The organism is Devosia sp., from assembly GCF_048261455.1.
Taxonomy (GTDB): Bacteria; Pseudomonadota; Alphaproteobacteria; order Rhizobiales; family Devosiaceae; genus Devosia_A.
The window spans coordinates 16,546-34,103 of the sequence record NZ_JBLXGA010000003.1; the positions used below are offsets into that span (position 1 = coordinate 16,546).

Genomic DNA, 17,558 nt, shown 5'->3' on the forward strand with positions numbered 1-17,558 from the left:
GAGGCTGGTGACTAACTGGGTCACCAACTGGCGCACGGCCCGGCCGGCGGCTTCCCACTGTTCGGGAGAAGGAACTGGTGAAGGATCACGATGTTCGTTCGCAACACGCATGCCGAATAGACTGCGAGAGGAATCTTAACACTCTCCTAACTAAGGGCACGTGCCATCTGCACACGCAGCAGCCCCCGGCCCGGCAACAACAGGACTTCCGATAGTGCGCAACGCTCCAACCCTTGACACCGCGCGCCTGCGCCTGCGCCCGCATCGCGGCGACGACTTTCCGGCGATGCACGCCATGTGGGCCGACCCAGAAGTCACCCGCCACATCTCCGGCATTCCCTCGAGCGAAAATGCCTCCTGGCAGCGCTCACTGCGCTACGCCGGCCACTGGGCGCTGCTCGGCTATGGCTACTGGCTTATCGAGCGCCGCAACGACGGCGCCTTCGTCGGCGAGGCCGGCTTTGCCGACTTCCGCCGCACCTTTGACCCGCCACAACCCGAAACAGCGCGCGAACCGGAGGCCGGCTGGGTGTTGCGGGCCGACATGCACGGTCAGGGCTACGCCATCGAGGCGCTCACCCGCATATTCGAATGGGCCGAAACGGAAACGGACTGGCGTTCGAGCTTCTGCATTATTGCACCCGAACACGCCGCGTCCCTGCGTCTCGCCGGAAAACTCGGGTTCAATCCTATCGCAAACATCGACTTGCAAGGCGAGGTGACGCTGCTGCGGCGATCGTTCGACCGGCCTGATCTTTCTGCCTGACCCGGGCGCCCTTCTTCACAGGCGCCCCTTCTGCACACTAGTCCACGACCTGCAAACCCGTCGCGCAGGGTGATCCCGTGCAGATGGCGCGTCGGGCAGAGCGTTAAGCCGCAAACAGCAAACCGGGAGCATCCACGCCGACATCCTGCTGCAACACGGTCCCGCGGCAATCTCCAGGGCAGCAAATACTACCACTACTATATTTTAATACTGACAATCTGAACAAATATGGCTCTGCCCCCGCGCTCGCGCATGCGCAATCCACCGCAGGACAACGTTAAGGCAATTGGGTAATCATCGATTTTCCCCTTTGCCCGGGCGCGCCGAAAGCCTACAGTCATCATACGACTTCGGCCTGCGAGTGCGCCTGAGTCGCGGGCTTTGCCCGGCCGTTTCGCCCATCGCCGCTTCCCTACGGCGCGGGCACACTGGACGATGATATGGACGCCCCCCGATGTGCAGTAGGCGCACCGGGCGTTTTGTGCTGGGCGCCGTATTGAAAGAACTCGCGTTTGCCGTTACAAGTCTTCAGTCGAATATTGCGGCCGACACTTCGTGCCTGGCGTAAAACCGCCTGCTCAGGTCATTCCAAGCATTCGATGTACAAGGCCACCATTGGGGTGGTGGCTGAAATGGTAGACGACGAGAGGGTTTTACATGGCTACCGGCATAGTGAAGTGGTTCAACGGTCAGAAGGGCTATGGTTTCATCCAGCCCGATGAGGGTGGGGCCGACGTCTTCGTGCATATCTCTGCGGTTCAGCGCTCCGGCCTGAACGGCCTCGATGAAGGTCAGAAGGTCTCCTACGAGATCGTCAAGGACAAGCGGACCGGCAAGAACGCCGCGGACAACCTGCAGACGGAATAGTTGCTGCACGGTCCATTTGGACGACTTGCGAAAACGGTGCAGGTTTGTCTGCACCGTTTTTTGGTGTCCGGCACCGTAATCGGCCTTGAAGAATCTCGGCCTGCCCGGCACCGCCACCACGACCTACGCGCACCCGGAAAACACTCATGCGGCTGAACGCCGCGACCCGTTGCTCACAAGACTATCCGGCCGCGCCAAACCCCTTGCATCGGCACGACAACCAGCCGATATGCTGCACGCAACATAACAGCGGGGAGCGTTTGCCCACCCGCTTGACCGATGCCTCGACCATAGGCACCCTACCCCGACTTTCTTCCCCCAGCTCAGCTTGAAACGTAGCCGAGACAATTGGCGGGATCAGTTTTGTTTGAATTGGAGACGGCCATGGAAAAGATTCCGATGACCATCGGTGGACACAAGGCGCTGACGGAAGAATTCCGTCGCCGGACCTCCGAGGATCGTCCGGCCATTATTGCTGCCATTTCGGAAGCGCGTGCACATGGCGATCTCAGCGAGAATGCCGAGTACCACGCCGCCAAGGAGCAGCAGAGCCTCAACGAAGGCCGGATCAAGGAACTTGAGTCGCTGCTCGCGCTCGCCGATATCATCGACGTGACCAAGCTGAGCGGCAACACCATCAAGTTCGGCGCCACGGTCAAACTCATCGATGAGGACACCGAGCGCGAAAAGACCTACCAGATCGTGGGCGACGCCGAAGCCGACGCCAGCAATGGCCGCATCTCGGTGTCCTCGCCCATCGCCCGCGCGATGATCGGCAAGGAAGCCGGCGACACCATCGAAGTGGCTGCCCCCGGTGGCGCCCACAGCTACGAGATCGTCGAGATCGTCTACCGCTGACGCCCTGCCGGCGCGATTCGCCGGCAGCGTGCGACCTCTGGCGCAAATGGCCCGTTTGCCGAACGGCACGGGCCGACCAGCCCCGATTGTGTGACTTTTAGGTGTGTGGAACGCCCTCAAGCGTCCGCAGCGGCGCAACGCGGCTTGAAACCGGCGCGCCAGACCCCCTATTTAGTTCACCCACTCTACTTTGTGTGTAGGAGCGTTCGATGCACGCGAAAGTCGCCATCATTGGTTCGGGACCGGCGGGCTACACCGCAGCGATCTATGCCGCGCGGGCCATGCTCGAGCCCGTGATGATTTCCGGCCTGCAGCCGGGCGGCCAGCTTACCATCACGACCGATGTCGAGAACTACCCCGGCTTCGCCGACGTCATCCAGGGCCCCTGGCTCATGGAGCAGATGAAGGCCCAGGCCGAGCATGTCGGCACGAAGATGATCAACGACATCATCACCGAGGTCGATTTCGACACCCATCCCTTCGTCCTGAAGGGCGATGGCGGCACGGTCTACACCGCCGATTCCGTCATCATCGCCACCGGCGCCCAGGCGCGCTGGCTCGGCCTGCCCTCGGAAGAGAAGTTCCAAGGTTTCGGCGTCTCCGCCTGCGCCACCTGCGACGGGTTCTTCTATCGCGGCAAGGAAGTCGTGGTCGTGGGCGGTGGCAATACCGCGGTCGAGGAAGCGCTGTTCCTCACCAATTTCGCCTCCAAGGTCACCGTTATCCATCGCCGCGGCGAGTTCCGGGCCGAGCGCATCCTTCAGGATCGCCTGTTCAAGAACGACAAGGTCGAGGTGATCTGGAACGCCGAGATCGATGAGGTCTATGGCGAGAACATGCCGCGCTCTGTGAAGGGCGTGAAGATCCGTGATACGGTCACCGGCAAGGTGATCGAGAAGGATGTTGACGGCGTGTTCATTGCGATCGGGCATTCCCCGGCCACTTCCATATTCGCCGGCAAGCTCGACATGAAGCCGGGCGGCTATCTCGAGGTCATGCCCGGCACCACGCAAACCAATATTCCCGGCGTCTTCGCAGCCGGCGACGTTACCGACGACATTTATCGCCAGGCCGTCACCGCGGCGGGCATGGGCTGCATGGCCGCGCTCGATGCCGAGCGCTATCTGGCCTCCATCCAGCTCGCTGAAGCGGCGGAATAGCGATGCTGGATTGGGACAAGCTCCGCATCTTCCATACCGCCGCCGAGTCCGGCAGCTTCACGCACGCTGCCGAAAAACTCAACATGAGCCAGTCGGCCGTCAGCCGGCAGATCTCGGCGCTTGAGGAAGACCTCGGGCTCAAGCTGTTCATCCGGCACGCCCGCGGACTTGTCCTGACCGAGGTGGGCGAACAGCTGTTCCGCACCGCCCATCGCATGCACTGGGAACTGCAGCAGGTCGAAACCCAGATGTCCGAGAGTCAGGAGGTGCCAACCGGCCCCCTGCTCGTCACCACAACGGTGGGCATCGGCTCGACCTGGCTCAGCTCGCGCATTCACGAATTCCTGCTGCTCTATCCCGAGATCCAGATCGAGATAAAGCTCAACGACGCCGAGCTCGATCTCGCCATGCGCGAGGCCGACGTCGCCATTCGCCTGCACCGGCCCAACCAGTCGGAGATGATCCAGCGCAAGCTGTTCACCGTACACAACCACTTCTACGCCTCCGAGCGCTACGTCGAGGAATATGGCGACCCGGTTGCCGTCGAGGATCTCGACAAACACCGCATCATCGCTTTCGGCGAGCCGGTGCCGTCCTATCTGGGCGACATCAACTTCCTCGAGCGCATGGGCCGCCCCGACTCTTCGCCGCGGCGCGCCGCGATGAAGGTCAACGCCATCTACGGCATGATGCAGGCTGCCCGTGCCGGCATCGGCATTGCCATGCTGCCCGACTACGTCACCGAGAACGAACCCAACCTCAGGCGCATCCTGCCCAAGATCGAGCTGCCGGCCTACGAAGCCTATTTCGTCTATCCGCCGGCGCTGAAAAACTCCAAGCGCGTCGGCGTCTTCCGCGACTTCCTGGTCGGCAAGGCCCGCGAGTGGTCATTCTGATCGCCTGAACCACATCCCGCTCTAGGGGCCGATGCACTTAGCCCATTGAAAAAGCTAATGTTCCGAAGATATTCCTAGAACGCATAGCTTATATGACAGCGTTACCAGTTGCTCCGCCGCGACCCGGCGCATATATGCCTCTTCGACAGCACTGAGCGCTTCTCCCTCCTCCTCCCTGCGCTCAATGTTTGTTCCTCCTTGTGGCTGGAAACAGCTGCAACTGGCCCCGCTCTCCCCTCGAGCGGGGCCTATTTTTTTGCCCGCACCACACCGCGCCCGCGGCGCCCCCACCATTTGCGCCAGGTCAGCTGCACTGACCTACCTACTCCGATTTTGCATAGCTGACATGTTTGGTAGAGGATTGCTGACCAAGTGGTAAAAGATCATATTGGGGGTGTCGAAGTGATCGGCACCGTTCCTCCTCCCTCGGTGCAAGTCTGCGACAACCGGGTTGACGTCGTATCCTCCTCCCTCGACCGATACCCACCCGGCAAATGGCGTTTCCTCCTCCCTCGTCCATTTGCCACCACTTTGGATTTGGACTTCGGTCCGGTCTCACAGGCTCCATCCTCGGATGGAGCCTTTTTTTTGCGCGCCGCCCTGACACGGGGCTCAGGCTGCACCCCGCTAAACCCATTCACCTGATGCATGGCTGGCCTTCCCGTTAAGCGTTTGTGCACAGCCACGGGAAAGGTCAGTATCGCTGTCAATGGAACTGCGGCCTCTCCTCCTCCCGGCCGCGCTTTCAGAGGCTGCAGTCTCTCCTCCTCCCTGACTGCACCCTCGCAGGTCATTTGTTTCGATGAATGGTCTTTTTCGACCCCGCTCACCCCTCGAGCGGGGTCTTTTTTTATCTGCGGTTCAGCGCCAGGCTTTCGAGCACGACAACGGGTGGAAACGACGCCAGCTCCAGCAGCGTCGGATAGGCGGTGCGACCCGGATGCCAATTGGCCGTTGCAAAGTCCATAGCCCGCGACACATCCCCATCAACCTGTAACGTGACGTGCGGGGTCCAGCTGCCTTTGCGGTAATGTGGCCATATCTTTTGACTTGGGACCATCGCGGCGGCAGCGTCATGAAGCCCCGTCAGTTCACCGAGGCACTCAAGCCAGACGACGCTGGTGCCCGGAAACTGGCGGACATCGCCTAATGTGACAGACGCCGGCACCTTGCCGGCAAGCGACGCAAGTCCCTCGCTCAGCTCGCCTGCGAGAGACTCATCGTCCAAGACCAGCAATGACACATGCGCCGGGTACCCGAGCTGCACCATGTCACTGCTGATGCCATGCTGGTCAAAGGCCGCCCATACCTCCGCAACCACAGCGCTGGTCGCCGCATCGAAACGGACAGATAGGGCGAGAGCCATTAGCTCACCTTGCTGCAGAAGTCCTGGATCCGCGCGACCGCGTCCTCCAGCTCTTCGGTTGCCGCCGCATAGCTCAGCCGCATGTGGCCGGGCAGCCCGAAGGCCGAACCCTGCACCAGGGCCACGCCGGTTTCCTCGAGCAGCGCCAGCACCACGTCAGAATCCGTTTCGAGCCGCGCGCCGCCACCGGAGGTCCTGCCCAACAGCCCTTCGACCGACGGGAACACATAAAAGGCCCCACCCGGCGTCAGGCAGGTGATCCCCTCGCAAGAATTGAGCCCCGCCACCACCAGATCGCGCCGCGCCTGGAAGACTTCGCGCCACTCGGACAGAAACGCCTGCGTCCCGTTCAGCGCCTCGACCGCCGCCCATTGCGAGATCGAGGAGGGATTGGTGGTCGACTGCCCCTGCAGCTTGCGCATCGCGGCGAGCAGCGGCCGCGGCCCGGTGCAATAGCCGATGCGCCAGCCCGTCATCGCATGCGACTTCGATACGCCGTTCATCGTCAGTGTCCGACCAATCAGCCGCGGCTCGACCTCGGCAACGGTCGCGAACTTCCCGCCGTCATAGACCAGCACTTCGTAGATATCGTCTGTGAGGATATGGACCTGCTCGTGCCGCATCAGGACGTCGGTGAGCCCCTTGAGCTCTTCGGCACTATAGGCCGCCCCGGTCGGATTGGAGGGCGTGTTGAGGATCAGCCACTTGGTCTTGTCGCTGATCGCTGCTTCGAGCGCCTCCGGCGTCAGCTTGAAACCGGTCGAGGCATCCGCCGTGGCGAACACCGGCATCGCATCGCACAGCCGCACGATTTCGGGGTAGCTCACCCAATAGGGCACCGGCACGACGACTTCATCGCCGGGATTCAACGTTGCCATCAGTGCGTTGAAAATGATCTGCTTTCCGCCAGCTCCGATAAAGCAGTCCTCGGCACTCACCTCAAGCCCGTTGTCGCGGCGAAACTTGGCCGCCACGGCCTCTTTCAGCTCGATGATTCCGTCGACCGCGGTGTAACGCGTCTCGCCCGAATTGATCGCGCGGATCGCCGCGTCCCGCACATGCTCGGGCGTGTCGAAATCCGGTTCGCCTGCCGCCAACGCGATCACGTCGCGTCCGGCGCGTTTCAGCTCCGCCGCCTTGCCGGTGACAGCCATGGTAGCGGAAGGCTGAATACGGTTCAGGGCGTCGGACAGAAAGGCCATAACAAATCTCCGGGTTTTTGGGCGCCCGCAGTGTTATGCGCTCACCTTACACCCGACAACCGCAGTCACGGCACATTCCGTCCACACCCAATTCAGATACAGCGATCAGATACCGAGGCCCTGCTGCTTCATCAGCTGCACGCCCTGCACCCGCCACGCACCCTCTTCCTGGCCAAGCAGATAGAGCGCTTCATAGAGCATCTGGTCGCGCCCTACGAACTTCACCCGCTGCATCACCGTCATGTCGTCGATCCGACGAAATTCGCCAAAACTGTGCGAGCGCGATTCCATGATCGGCGCATAGCCGGAGCCGACGATCGCGACGAAGAACGCTTCGGGCGATGGGAAGCCCTGGTGAAACGCATCTGCGGCATATTCAAAAGCGCCGCTCGGATCGCGACTGCGGAACGCCTCGATCTGGCCGGTGACGGTGGCCCGCCACGGCGTCTCTTCAACCGCACTCTGGGAAGGGGTCTCGGCGGGCGCGTCCTGCGCCAAAGCCACGCCAACCGGCGCCGCACCGAGGATGAAACCGAACGCAATGGCACGCAAAGTCAGGGTCGTCATGGCCGCAGCCTCCTTGCTTGCTGGACGGCGTCCGAAGCACCTTGCCACAGGATTGCCGTCAAAAAGTCCGTGCTTTTCCCTTTGAGCAACGAACCATGAGCGCATTGAATTGCTCAACTCACCGCGTTGTGAACACAGCGAGTATTAATCCCATGGCCCTACCAGCAAAACTCAATTCCATTCCGCAGGTGAAACGCCGCCGCAAACTGCGTATTGCCGCGCTGACCAGCGCCACGGCAATCTCGTTTTCGCTCACCTTCGTGCTCGCCGGCGTGGCGCTGCTCTTTGGTCTGGCGCCATCGCCCGAAGTCATGTTCGGCGGCAAAGTCGATACCGCCGTGCTGCTGCTGTTCGTGCCGCTGTGCGCCCTCACGCTCGCCATGCTGGTCGAAGTGTCGCGCACCATCGTGCGTGGCATTCCCGAGGTTGGCACCCGCGCCGCGGCGCGCGAATGGCATCCGGGAAGCGGCGAAGGCTGAACGTTCTGTTCATTCTCGTTTCATGCTCAAATGCCAAAGTGGCCGGGAACTCACCCGGCCACTTTCCGCTTGCGGCGTGCGGCCGCACACTCCCCCTTCCGGGCGCATCAAGAAGGATGATTTTCAAACATGCATTGCACTGACATTGCTCGCAGCCTGCCCAAACGCGCGACTGCGCCACTGTCCGGCCTCGTTGCGGCTTTGCTGCTTTCCACTGCAGCCAGCGCCGAGACCCTGATCGTCACCGACATTTCGACCGGCGATGCCGCTTACAAGATCACCGTGCCGCTGGTGGAGATCGTCGACGGCAACATGAGCGAAGCGGATGTGCGCGGCCTGTTTTCAGCCGATCCGACCGCCGCGCTGACCAGCCTCGGCCAGCTCGACGCGACGTCTTTGACCATTCCCGAAATCACCATCAGCACCGAAATCGCCGGTCAGCCCGGGACCCAGACGATGCTGACCACCTATCGTGGGCTCGAACTAACGGACGTCGAAGATGGCATCGCGGCCAGCGCCGTGCTCGAAGCATCGGACGTGGCGGTCGCCGGTGAAACCGAGACCGGCGAGCCGATGAGCTTCGACGTCACCATGGATGTGACCAGCGCCGAAAACTTCAATCTTGGCGAGATGCTGGCCTTTTACGGTCTGGGCGAAGCGACCGAGACTGAGGATGAGACCTTCTCGCTCATCTACAGCAACTTCTTCATGAACGGCGCCGGCCTGGTGATTGGCGACGTCACCTGCGCCATCGGGCCGGCCAGTGCCGCCGAATTCAGCGCCCGCCCGCTGCGTAGCAATCTAGCCGAAATCCAGACCCTGGCGACCGAGATGGAACAGGCCGGCGAGTCCGAGACGCCGCCGGATCCGGAATCGGTCCGCAAGTTCGTCGAGTTCTACGTCGATATCCTCACCGCCTATCGCAGCGCGCCGATCCGCGTCGAGGGCTTCCAGTGCGAGGGGACTGGCGAGAACGACCAGCCCATCTCGATCACCTCCGGGCCGCTGCAGATGGCCGCCTTCGAGCCCGGCAACTACCCGGCGTCCTCCATGGACGATTTCGATCTGTCGCTCGATGATGGCAGCTTCCTCAAGATCGGCAACTTCACCTTCAAGAACACCGACCTGAGCGGCCCGATCGCGCTGATCGAAAGTCACGAGGGTGACTTCACCCAGGCATGGTTCGAAGAAAACTGGCGCGGCCTGATCCCCGCCTTCGATGGCCTGTCCTTCGCCGACGTTGCCTTCGACTTCCCCGCACCGCCCGAAGAGGGCCCGGCGGTCCCCGGCGACGAAGATGAGGACGAGATGGCGTCCGAAGATGATGCAGCAATGCGCATCGCCAGCAGCTTCGATCTGCTCGATTTCAGCTTCGGCAATTACGTCAACGCCATTCCCGCCGCCATCGGCTTCGATCTGACCGGCCTCGTCGTCGAACTGCCAGACGACACCGAGCCCGGCAGCCCGATCCCGATGCTAAAGGCGCAGGGTTTTGATACCGTCAACCTGTCGCTGGGCGCCGGCATGAAGTGGAACGAGGCCGAACAGACCGTGGCCGTCGACCGCATCCTCGTCGAGGTCGACAAGGTCGGTCGCATCGCGCTGTCCGGCACGCTCGGCAATGCGACGGCGGACCTGTTCTCCGACGATGACGCCACCGCGCTGAAGGCCGCGACGGCCATGACGCTGAAGGATCTGCGCATCCAGCTCGACGACGACGGCATGTTGGATATGGCCATCGCCGCCGGTGCCGCGGACTCGAAGCAGCCCGAGGCTGTCTTCCGCACCACGATGACGGGCATGGCACAGGGCCTCACCCTTGCAGTGCTCGGCAATACCGAGGACGCACTGGTCGCCGTTCAGGCGCTGGGCGAGTTCCTCGCCGGTGCCGAGCCCGATCTCGACCTGCATCTCACCGCTATCGATCCGGCCGGTCTGTCGCTCGAAGAGCTCGCCAAGGCGGGCGAGGATCCGACCGCGCTGAACGGCAAGGTCACAATCGAGGCGACCGCATCCGGCGCGCCGGAACAGTCGGAGCCGGCAGAAGAGCCTGCCGCGAACTGATCTTCGGGCTATTGCGCCAGATACCGATCAAATGCCCGGACCGGGGAACTTCGCGTTCTCCGGTCCGTGTTTTTCACCCTATTGTTTGCGCGGTTTGATGGGCGCACAATGACTTCCCGTGAGGAGGGCCCATCGCCATGATTGTCGAGCACATCCTTCAAACCAAGGGCGGGACCGTTCAGACCGTCGCAGCCGACGCACCGGTGTCCGAAGCCGTACGCCTGCTCAAGACCCACCGCATCGGCGCCGTTGTTGTCACCGATGCCATCGGCCGCGTCTCCGGCATCCTGTCGGAACGCGATATCGTCCGCCAGCTGGACGGCAACCCGGCCGAACTGCTTGCGACACCCGTCCGCGACAGCATGACCGCCAAGGTCATCACCGCCGTGCCCTCGGATACCGTTGAGGACATGATGGAAAAAATGACCGCGCACCGCATCCGCCATCTGCCTGTGGTCGATGCCGGCAAGCTGGTCGGCATCATCTCGATCGGTGACGTGGTGAAGCTTAAGATCGAGCAGGCCGAGGCCGAAGCCAGGGCACTCAAGGACTATATCGCCTCCTGAGCCCGATAGGCGCCTGCCCCGCGCCGACGCTGCGCCCACCTTGCCAAGCTGTCCGCACTGTCATGTGGCGGCAAGGCTGGCGCCACATGTCCTTCGCTAGGTTGATCCGTGCAACGCGCGATGCACAATTCAACCAGAAGGAACAAACACATGTCCATCTTTCGAAAAGCAACCCTCGCCACGCTTGTCGCCACCGCCTCACTGGCGGCGGCAGTGCCCATGGCTTCGGCTCAGGATGCAGCGCCAGACGCGAGCGCTCAGGTCCAGCAGGCGCATGGCAAGGCCGGGCGCGGTCCCGGTCGTGATATGCGAGGCGGCCCACACCGCACGCAGCGCGGCATGATGGCGATGCCACTCGTTTCGCTCACCTGTGCACCGAATGCCGCCGAACGGCTCGAAACCCGCTACGACCGGATCGGCGAGCGTCTGGACCTGACCGATGAGCAGGCAACGCTGTTCGACGCGCTCAAGACCGAAGCCCTGACGGCCCAGACCAGCTTCGCAGATGACTGCCCCACCCCGCCGGCGGCAAAAGACAGGCAGGCATCACGTCAGTCACGCGGCAACCCGATCGACCGGCTGGAGCAGCGGCTCGAGCGCGACGGCGACCGCATCGCGGCCCTCACCGGGCTCCTGCCCGAACTGCGGGCCTTCTATGACAGCCTTGATGAAAACCAGCTCGCCAAGCTGCGCCCGAACCGGATGCAGCGCGACGGAAAAAACAAGCGCCATCACCGCAGCTGATCGGCCACCCTTCGGAAGCTCCGGCACCCCGTGTCGGGGCTTCCAATATCGCCGAGGCAATTGCGGCGCTGCCTGCCCTCGGCTAGGAACATAGTGCCCCTTGTCGAACCAGGCTCAGTGATGTCCGCCTCCAGCCTTCCGCTAGATCCCGCGCGCATCCGCGCCCAGTTCCCCAGCTTCAGCCAGCCTGGCCTCGATGGCTGGGCGTTTTTCGACAACGCCGGCGGCTCCTATACCTGCACCCAGGTGCTGGAGCGGCTGAACGGCTTTTATCTCAACACCAAGGTCCAGGCCTCGAACTTCAATCCGATTGCCCATGCCGCCGGCGAGGCGATGGACAATGCCTACCGCCGCATGGCCCAGGCGATGAATGTCGGTGCCGACTGGATCCACTTTGGCCCCTCCACCTCCGCCAACACCTACACGCTGGCCCAGGCCTTTGCCGGCTGGTTGAAGCCGGGCGATGCGATGGTCGTCACCGATCAGGATCACGAGTCGAACATCGGCGTCTGGCGCAAGCTCGCCGACCGCGGCATCACCGTACGCGAATGGAAGGTCGATCCCGCCACCGGCCATCTCGACCCCGACGCGCTCGATCCGCTGCTCGACTCAAAAGTCCGCGCGGTCTGCTTCCCGCATGTCTCCAACATCATCGGCGAGATCAATCCGGTCGCCGAGATCGCCAAAAAGGCCAAGTCCTACGGCGCCGTCACCGTCGTCGATGGCGTCTCCTATGCGCCCCACGGCCTGCCGGACCTGCTGCAGCTCGGCTGCGATATCTATATGTTCTCCGCCTACAAGGTGTTCGGCCCGCATCAGGGCGTCATGGCCGTGCGCCCCTCGCTCGCGGCCGAACTGCCCAACCAGGGGCACTTTTTCAACGACACCGCACCGCGCAAGCGCCTTGTGCCGGCCGGACCAGACCACGCCCACATCGCCGCTGCCGCGGGCATGGCCGACTACTTCGAGTTCGTCGCCGGTCTGGCCGAGCCCCCTGCGCCCGACGCCCCGGGCAGCGGAACGACCGTGTTCCACCGCGCCCATGATCTGATGCGCGCGCAGGAGATCGCCCTGCTCGTTCCGCTGCTCGATCATGTGCAAAACCTCGGCGGGGTCCGGCTGCTTGGCCCCACCGACCCGCAAAAACGCGCCCCGACCGTCTCGCTGGTCGTCCCCGGTCTCGCCTCGGAGACCGCCGAAAAACTCGGCCGGCACAAGATAATGGCAGGCGGCAGCCATTTCTATGCCTGGCGCCTGCTCGAAGCCATGGGCCTAGATCCCAATCTCGGTGTGCTCCGCCTGTCCTTCACCCACTACACCACGCCCGAGGAGATCACCCAGCTGATAACCGCGCTGGACGAAGTGCTCGGCTGAGATGCCCCGCCCCCTCGCTGTCTTCCTGCTGCTGTTTCTCACGGCCATCTGGGGCTTTGCCTTCGTCTTTCAAAAGACCGGGATGGAGCATGTCGGCCCCTTCACCTTCATGGCCGTGCGCTTCATGCTCGGCGGCGTCGCCCTGCTGCCCATGGTCGCCTTCGAGCTTCGCCGCAAGCCCATCGCGCGCGCGCGCTTCGACCGCACCAGCCTCGGCCTGACGCTTCTGCTCTCCGCCGTGCTGACCATCGCAGCGGCCCTACAGCAGGTCGGGCTGCTGACCGCCTCGGTCACCAATGCGGGCTTTCTCACCGCGCTTTACGTGCTGTTCGTGCCGCTGCTCGGTTTCCTGTTTCTGCGCAGCAAGCCGCATCCCGCCATCTATGTCGGTGTGCCGGCAGCGCTGTTCGGTGTGTTCCTGCTGAATGGCGGGCAGTTGGAAGCCTTCACCCTGGGCGACGGGCTGATGGTCATCGGCGCCGTCTTCTGGGGCGCCCACGTTTTACTCGTCGGTCTGGTCTCGCTGCGCACCGGCCTGCCGGTCACCATTTCGGTGGCCAGCTTTCTCTTTGTCGGCCTCAGCTGCACCGTCATCGCCTTCGCGGCGGAAACACCCGACCCCACAGCCATCGCCAATGCCTGGCAGGACATTGCTTTCGCCGGTCTGCTCTCGACCGCCGTGGCCTATACGCTGCAGGCCGTAGCCCAGCCCTATGTGCCCACCGCCAATGCGGCGATCATCCTGTCGTCGGAAAGCCTGTTTGCCGCACTCGGCGGCGCCCTCTTGCTGGGCGAGCGTCTACCCCCCGTCGGCTATGCGGGCGCAGCGCTGATCTTCGTCGCGATCCTGATGGTCGAGGCGGTCCCGGCGCTCAGTCAGCGCCGGGCCGCAAACAACAGGCCTATTTGACCCGATACAGATTGAACTCGTCACAGATGACGATATAGGCGCAGGCATTGACCTTCATCGTGTCGCCCAGCAGCACCAGCGTGCCATTGGCCGACTGGCCATAGAGCGAAATGCTGCCCTTCCAGCGGTTCTTGCCGGCCGGCTTGGCGCCATTGATGATCTTGGTATTGAGGTACTTGCGATTCTTCGGCTTGTCGGCGCCCTTGCGCAGCGCGATCAGTTCGAAGCACAGCCGGTCGCCATTCTTGCCGCACAGCGTCGCACGGTAATCCGAGCTCTTGTCTTTGAGCGTCCACACGCCCTCGACCGAGGCGCTCTGGGCAACCGCAGGGGCTGCCAGCATCAGGCTTGCCGCCAGTGCGACAGCAGTCTTCATCAAGGCTTTCATTTGTCTCTCCAGTGGCCCTTACCCGCCTGAATCCGCTAGCGGTGGATCATGTCGCCAATATGATCGTGCCGTCATACACCTGTCACCAGCGCAGCCTAGGTTTCCAGCGCTCGGGGTCGTCCCCACTGGCGCCGGGCACAACCAGCGGCTGTTCCCGCCTGTTTGACAGCCGTCTTTTGACGACCGGGCGTTCGCCGCCAATCGTTCGCCCAGCCGAGCCGCACTCGGCCCTTTTCGGTCGCCACTTGGGCGGCCGTTTTTTTGTTGAGAGTGGGCCTTTTGCCTCGCCCCCACGCCGGCCGTGCGGCACAAGAACCCATGGCCAAGCTCTACTTCTCCTATTCCGCAATGAATGCCGGCAAGTCGACGCTGCTGCTGCAAGCCTCGTACAACTATGTCGAGCGCGGCATGCGCACCCTGCTGTTCACCTCGGCGCTTTACTCCGAGGGCGACGTTGGCAAGATCAGCTCGCGCATAGGCATTTCGGCGGAAGCTGAGCTCTACGCCCCCGAAACCGATCTCTTCCAGCACATCACCGACCATATGCAGGAATCGAAGATCGACTGCGTCTTTGTCGACGAAGCCCAGTTCCTCTCGGCCGACCAGGTCTGGCAGCTGGCCCGCGTCGCCGACCGGCTCGACATTCCGGTGATGACCTTTGGTCTGCGTACCGATTTCCGCGGCCAGCTGTTCCCCGGATCGTCCGAGCTGCTGGCGATCGCCGACGAGCTGCGGGAGATCCGCACCATCTGCTCATGCGGGCGCAAGGCCACCATGGTGGTGCGCCGGGACTCGGGCGGCGGCGCACAGACCGAGGGCAGTCAGGTGGCGATCGAAAAATCCGTATATGTTTCGCTTTGTCGCCAGCACTGGGAAGAAGAGATTGGTCGCTGGCCACCGAAAGGACCTCGCGCATGACAGACCCCGCCGCGCCGGATAGCGCCGACATCGAACCGGCAGGCGCCCTTACGGTGCGCACGCTGGCGATGCCCGCCGATACCAACCCGGCCGGTGACATCTTCGGCGGCTGGGTGATGAGCCAGATGGATATCGCCGGGGCCATCGCGGCCGTCGAACGCGTTGCCGGCCGCGTCGTCACCGTGGCAGTCGACTCGATGACCTTCATCGCCCCGGTCAAGGTCGGAGACGTGCTGTGCGTTTACACCACCATCGAACGCGTCGGCAAAACATCGATCACCGTCAGCATCGAGGCCTGGGCTCGCCGCAACCGCATCTCGGACCGGGTCAAGGTCACCGAAGCCCGCTATGTCTATGTGGCGCTAGACGAGCATGGCGCCAAGCGCCAGATCCCGAGCGAACCGGAGTGATTTTCTGTCATCCTGTGGCCGCCGCGCTCTTTCGTCGCCTCGGCGACGGGGCTAGTGTTCGCGCCGAACGGGTATTCGGGGCAATGCAATGAAATCGCTTATCGCCGGCTTGGCCGCCTTTCTGCTTCTCACCTTCGGCGCATCCGCCATCGAAACGGGCACCCCTGCCTGGACCAACACGACGGTCACGCTGACCTCCGGGCCGGGCTCGGTCTATCCGGTTACCGGCACGCTTGAAGGCAAGCTGCGCATCCGCGTCGATCGCTGCTACAAGCTGTGGTGTCTGGTGCGCGCCAATGGCGTGAAGGGCTGGGCGCTCGAGCAGTATCTGGCCTTTGGCCACGAACCTTGGCCGACGCCCTTCGGCCCGAGCTTCAGCTACAAGTCTGGCGGTCCGGGCGAGGTTTGCCTTTACTCCGGCGCCAACTACACCGGCACGGCCCTGTGCGGCGGCCCAGGCCTCGTCAGCCGTGACCTGCAGCTGCGCGGCTTTGACAACACCATTTCCTCGGTGCGCATCACCGGCAATGTCTCGGTCACACTGTGCCGTGACCGTTTCTTCCGCAGCTATTGTGAGCGCATCGACGAGAGCGAGCCGCGCATCCACGGCTTCCTCAACAACGACGTCAGCGCCTTTCACATCTACTGATCCGGTCCCGCCCGCACGGGGCCATTGACCTGAACGCCCGGCAGCCCCTCGGCTTGCCGGGCGCTTTCGTTTTCACTCCAGGCACTTGCGCATTTTCCGTTCAGTCCCGGTTCATCTGCGCGAGCGCAGTGTGTCCTCAAGTCGGAAAGCTCCGTCCGCCGGAACCAAATTTCAGCACATGGCGTTTTGCCGCCGGCGGAACATTACAAAAACAACCCGACCCCATCCCCCGAGAGGACTCGTTTTATGAAATCCATCAAACTCGCTGGCGTCGCAGCAGTGCTGTGCGCAATGCTCGTGCCGGCCGCTGCCCAGGCCGCAACTGCCACTGCAAATGTTAACGTGCGCACCTCGCCGGTGAACGGCGCTGTCGTCGACGTGCTGCGTGCCGGCCAGCAGGTCGACATCGATCGCTGCCAGTCCGGTTGGTGCTATGTCGTCAAGCCCGGCCCCGACGGCTGGGTGTCGCAGAACTACCTGAGCAACGATCGTGGCATGCGCGAAGATCGCCGTGAACGTCGTCGTGACCGTGAAGACCGTCGCCAGCGCGACGACCGCAACGACAACGCACCTGACGTCAGCATCGGCTTCTCGGTCCCCGGCTTCAACTTCCAGATCGGCAGTGGCGGCTTTGACGTCCGTCCCGATCGTCCGGAACGCCCGAACCGTCCCGCGCGTCGCGACCGCGTCTGCTTCTTTGAAGACGTCAACTTCGGTGGCGACCGGTTCTGTGTGCGCCCGGGCGAACGCCTGTCCCGCCTGGGTCAGTGGAACGACAAGATCAGCTCGGTCCGCGTCAGTGGCGATGCCGAGGCACAGGTCTGTGAAGACAACAACTTCCGTGGCCGTTGCATCGTGATCTCGCGCGATGCCCGCAACCTCGGCCGCGGCGGCAACGACCGCATCAGCTCGATCCGCGTCCGCTAAACCGCACTCACCGGAAAGAACAGGAAGGCGTCGCCCGTGGGCGGCGCCTTTTTCGTTGTCCGCAAGCGCTCAGATGATCTCGCGCTCGACAGCGATGCACTGGCGGATAATCCGCCAGCTCAGCCAGACGCCCGGCACCGCCAGCACGACCAGCACACCCCAGCCGACCACTGGAAGGCCCGGCATACGGTTGAGCAGCAGCACCACCGGAGTGGCAATCGCCATCCACAAATACCCCGCGATCAGCCCGATCGCCGGCAGCGCATGCAAGATGGCCTGCGCGGTGGAGCGCACGGCTCCGCCAGAGGCAACGGAAGCCCCCGCCGCAGCAGTGGAGTGGATATCGGGAAACGCGCCGCTGTCATTGGCGGCAAATGCAGGAACAGACATGTCCATGTGTCCTTGAAACAGTGCAACAGACCCGGAGCACAGCGGCGCCCGGGCAGG

The 17,558-nt window shown here is 63.0% G+C and carries 20 protein-coding genes; 15 read left to right on the plus strand and 5 right to left on the minus strand.

Annotation, left to right across the window (positions count from 1 at the left end; translation table 11 throughout):
• Nucleotides 1–214: 214 nt before the first annotated feature.
• The 5 genes from ACN0TK_RS03980 to ACN0TK_RS04000 all read left to right on the plus strand — a co-directional run bounded on the left by ACN0TK_RS03980 (nucleotide 215) and on the right by ACN0TK_RS04000 (nucleotide 4,547).
• Nucleotides 215–766, plus strand: a complete 552-nt coding sequence (locus ACN0TK_RS03980) for a GNAT family N-acetyltransferase (protein WP_417308157.1) — start codon at nucleotides 215–217, stop codon at nucleotides 764–766.
• Nucleotides 767–1,423: 657 nt separating this feature from the next.
• The gene (locus tag ACN0TK_RS03985) at nucleotides 1,424–1,633 is read left to right on the plus strand and encodes a cold-shock protein (protein WP_417308158.1); all 210 of its coding nucleotides are present in this window, start codon (nucleotides 1,424–1,426) and stop codon (nucleotides 1,631–1,633) included.
• Nucleotides 1,634–2,017: 384 nt separating this feature from the next.
• Nucleotides 2,018–2,491 carry a transcription elongation factor GreA gene (gene greA, locus ACN0TK_RS03990; RefSeq protein ID WP_417308159.1) on the plus strand — a complete coding sequence of 158 codons (474 nt, stop codon included), beginning with the start codon at nucleotides 2,018–2,020 and terminating at the stop codon, nucleotides 2,489–2,491.
• A 209-nt stretch (nucleotides 2,492–2,700) separates the two neighbouring features.
• The gene (trxB, locus tag ACN0TK_RS03995) at nucleotides 2,701–3,651 is read left to right on the plus strand and encodes a thioredoxin-disulfide reductase (protein WP_417308160.1); all 951 of its coding nucleotides are present in this window, start codon (nucleotides 2,701–2,703) and stop codon (nucleotides 3,649–3,651) included.
• A gap of 2 nt (nucleotides 3,652–3,653) precedes the next feature.
• Complete coding sequence (locus ACN0TK_RS04000) at nucleotides 3,654–4,547, plus strand: LysR family transcriptional regulator (RefSeq protein WP_417308161.1); 894 nt, start codon at nucleotides 3,654–3,656, stop codon at nucleotides 4,545–4,547.
• A gap of 850 nt (nucleotides 4,548–5,397) precedes the next feature.
• Here ACN0TK_RS04000 and ACN0TK_RS04005 read toward each other — a convergent pair.
• The 3 genes from ACN0TK_RS04005 to ACN0TK_RS04015 form a co-directional block, all read right to left on the minus strand.
• Nucleotides 5,398–5,913: a 2'-5' RNA ligase family protein gene (locus ACN0TK_RS04005; RefSeq protein WP_417308162.1), complete on the minus strand. Its 516-nt coding sequence runs from the start codon at nucleotides 5,911–5,913 to the stop codon at nucleotides 5,398–5,400.
• Nucleotides 5,913–7,115, minus strand: coding sequence for a pyridoxal phosphate-dependent aminotransferase (locus ACN0TK_RS04010; protein WP_417308163.1), 1,203 nt, complete (start codon nucleotides 7,113–7,115; stop codon nucleotides 5,913–5,915). Before ACN0TK_RS04010 ends, ACN0TK_RS04005 begins: the two co-directional genes overlap by 1 nt.
• 105 nt (nucleotides 7,116–7,220) lie before the next feature.
• Nucleotides 7,221–7,682: a DUF4864 domain-containing protein gene (locus tag ACN0TK_RS04015; RefSeq protein WP_417308164.1), complete on the minus strand. Its 462-nt coding sequence runs from the start codon at nucleotides 7,680–7,682 to the stop codon at nucleotides 7,221–7,223.
• 152 nt (nucleotides 7,683–7,834) lie between these two features.
• Here ACN0TK_RS04015 and ACN0TK_RS04020 point away from each other — a divergent pair, with 152 nt between their 5' ends.
• The 6 genes from ACN0TK_RS04020 to ACN0TK_RS04045 all read left to right on the plus strand — a co-directional run bounded on the left by ACN0TK_RS04020 (nucleotide 7,835) and on the right by ACN0TK_RS04045 (nucleotide 13,819).
• Nucleotides 7,835–8,161 (plus strand): hypothetical protein, encoded by a 327-nt coding sequence (locus ACN0TK_RS04020; protein ID WP_417308165.1) that lies wholly within the window; start codon nucleotides 7,835–7,837, stop codon nucleotides 8,159–8,161.
• Between the two features lie 129 nt (nucleotides 8,162–8,290).
• A complete protein-coding gene (locus ACN0TK_RS04025) occupies nucleotides 8,291–10,225 on the plus strand; it encodes a hypothetical protein (protein ID WP_417308166.1) in 1,935 nt (644 codons plus the stop codon).
• Nucleotides 10,226–10,362: 137 nt separating this feature from the next.
• The gene (locus tag ACN0TK_RS04030) at nucleotides 10,363–10,791 is read left to right on the plus strand and encodes a CBS domain-containing protein (RefSeq protein ID WP_417308167.1); all 429 of its coding nucleotides are present in this window, start codon (nucleotides 10,363–10,365) and stop codon (nucleotides 10,789–10,791) included.
• Between the two features lie 150 nt (nucleotides 10,792–10,941).
• The gene (locus ACN0TK_RS04035; protein ID WP_417308168.1) at nucleotides 10,942–11,535 is read left to right on the plus strand and encodes a Spy/CpxP family protein refolding chaperone; all 594 of its coding nucleotides are present in this window, start codon (nucleotides 10,942–10,944) and stop codon (nucleotides 11,533–11,535) included.
• A 120-nt stretch (nucleotides 11,536–11,655) separates the two neighbouring features.
• Entirely contained in the window at nucleotides 11,656–12,909 is a 1,254-nt protein-coding gene (locus ACN0TK_RS04040) for an aminotransferase class V-fold PLP-dependent enzyme (protein ID WP_417308169.1), read from the plus strand.
• Between the two features lies 1 nt (nucleotide 12,910).
• Entirely contained in the window at nucleotides 12,911–13,819 is a 909-nt protein-coding gene (locus ACN0TK_RS04045; RefSeq protein WP_417308170.1) for a DMT family transporter, read from the plus strand.
• On the opposite strand, the gene ACN0TK_RS04050 is transcribed toward ACN0TK_RS04045, so the two are convergent.
• Complete coding sequence (locus ACN0TK_RS04050; protein ID WP_417308171.1) at nucleotides 13,812–14,207, minus strand: hypothetical protein; 396 nt, start codon at nucleotides 14,205–14,207, stop codon at nucleotides 13,812–13,814. The two genes, ACN0TK_RS04045 and ACN0TK_RS04050, sit on opposite strands and share 8 nt — an antisense overlap.
• Nucleotides 14,208–14,525: 318 nt before the next feature.
• On the opposite strand from ACN0TK_RS04050, the gene ACN0TK_RS04055 reads away from it, so the two are divergent.
• The 4 genes from ACN0TK_RS04055 (at nucleotide 14,526) to ACN0TK_RS04070 (ending at nucleotide 17,111) form a co-directional block, all read left to right on the plus strand.
• Nucleotides 14,526–15,125 carry a thymidine kinase gene (locus ACN0TK_RS04055; RefSeq protein ID WP_417308172.1) on the plus strand — a complete coding sequence of 200 codons (600 nt, stop codon included), beginning with the start codon at nucleotides 14,526–14,528 and terminating at the stop codon, nucleotides 15,123–15,125.
• Entirely contained in the window at nucleotides 15,122–15,535 is a 414-nt protein-coding gene (locus ACN0TK_RS04060) for an acyl-CoA thioesterase (RefSeq protein WP_417308173.1), read from the plus strand. Before ACN0TK_RS04055 ends, ACN0TK_RS04060 begins: the two co-directional genes overlap by 4 nt.
• A gap of 88 nt (nucleotides 15,536–15,623) precedes the next feature.
• A complete protein-coding gene (locus ACN0TK_RS04065; RefSeq protein WP_417308174.1) occupies nucleotides 15,624–16,184 on the plus strand; it encodes a peptidase inhibitor family I36 protein in 561 nt (186 codons plus the stop codon).
• A 246-nt stretch (nucleotides 16,185–16,430) separates the two neighbouring features.
• Nucleotides 16,431–17,111: a peptidase inhibitor family I36 protein gene (locus ACN0TK_RS04070; RefSeq protein WP_417308175.1), complete on the plus strand. Its 681-nt coding sequence runs from the start codon at nucleotides 16,431–16,433 to the stop codon at nucleotides 17,109–17,111.
• A gap of 69 nt (nucleotides 17,112–17,180) precedes the next feature.
• Here ACN0TK_RS04070 and ACN0TK_RS04075 read toward each other — a convergent pair whose 3' ends face one another.
• Nucleotides 17,181–17,501: a hypothetical protein gene (locus ACN0TK_RS04075; RefSeq protein ID WP_417308176.1), complete on the minus strand. Its 321-nt coding sequence runs from the start codon at nucleotides 17,499–17,501 to the stop codon at nucleotides 17,181–17,183.
• Nucleotides 17,502–17,558: the final 57 nt, after the last annotated feature.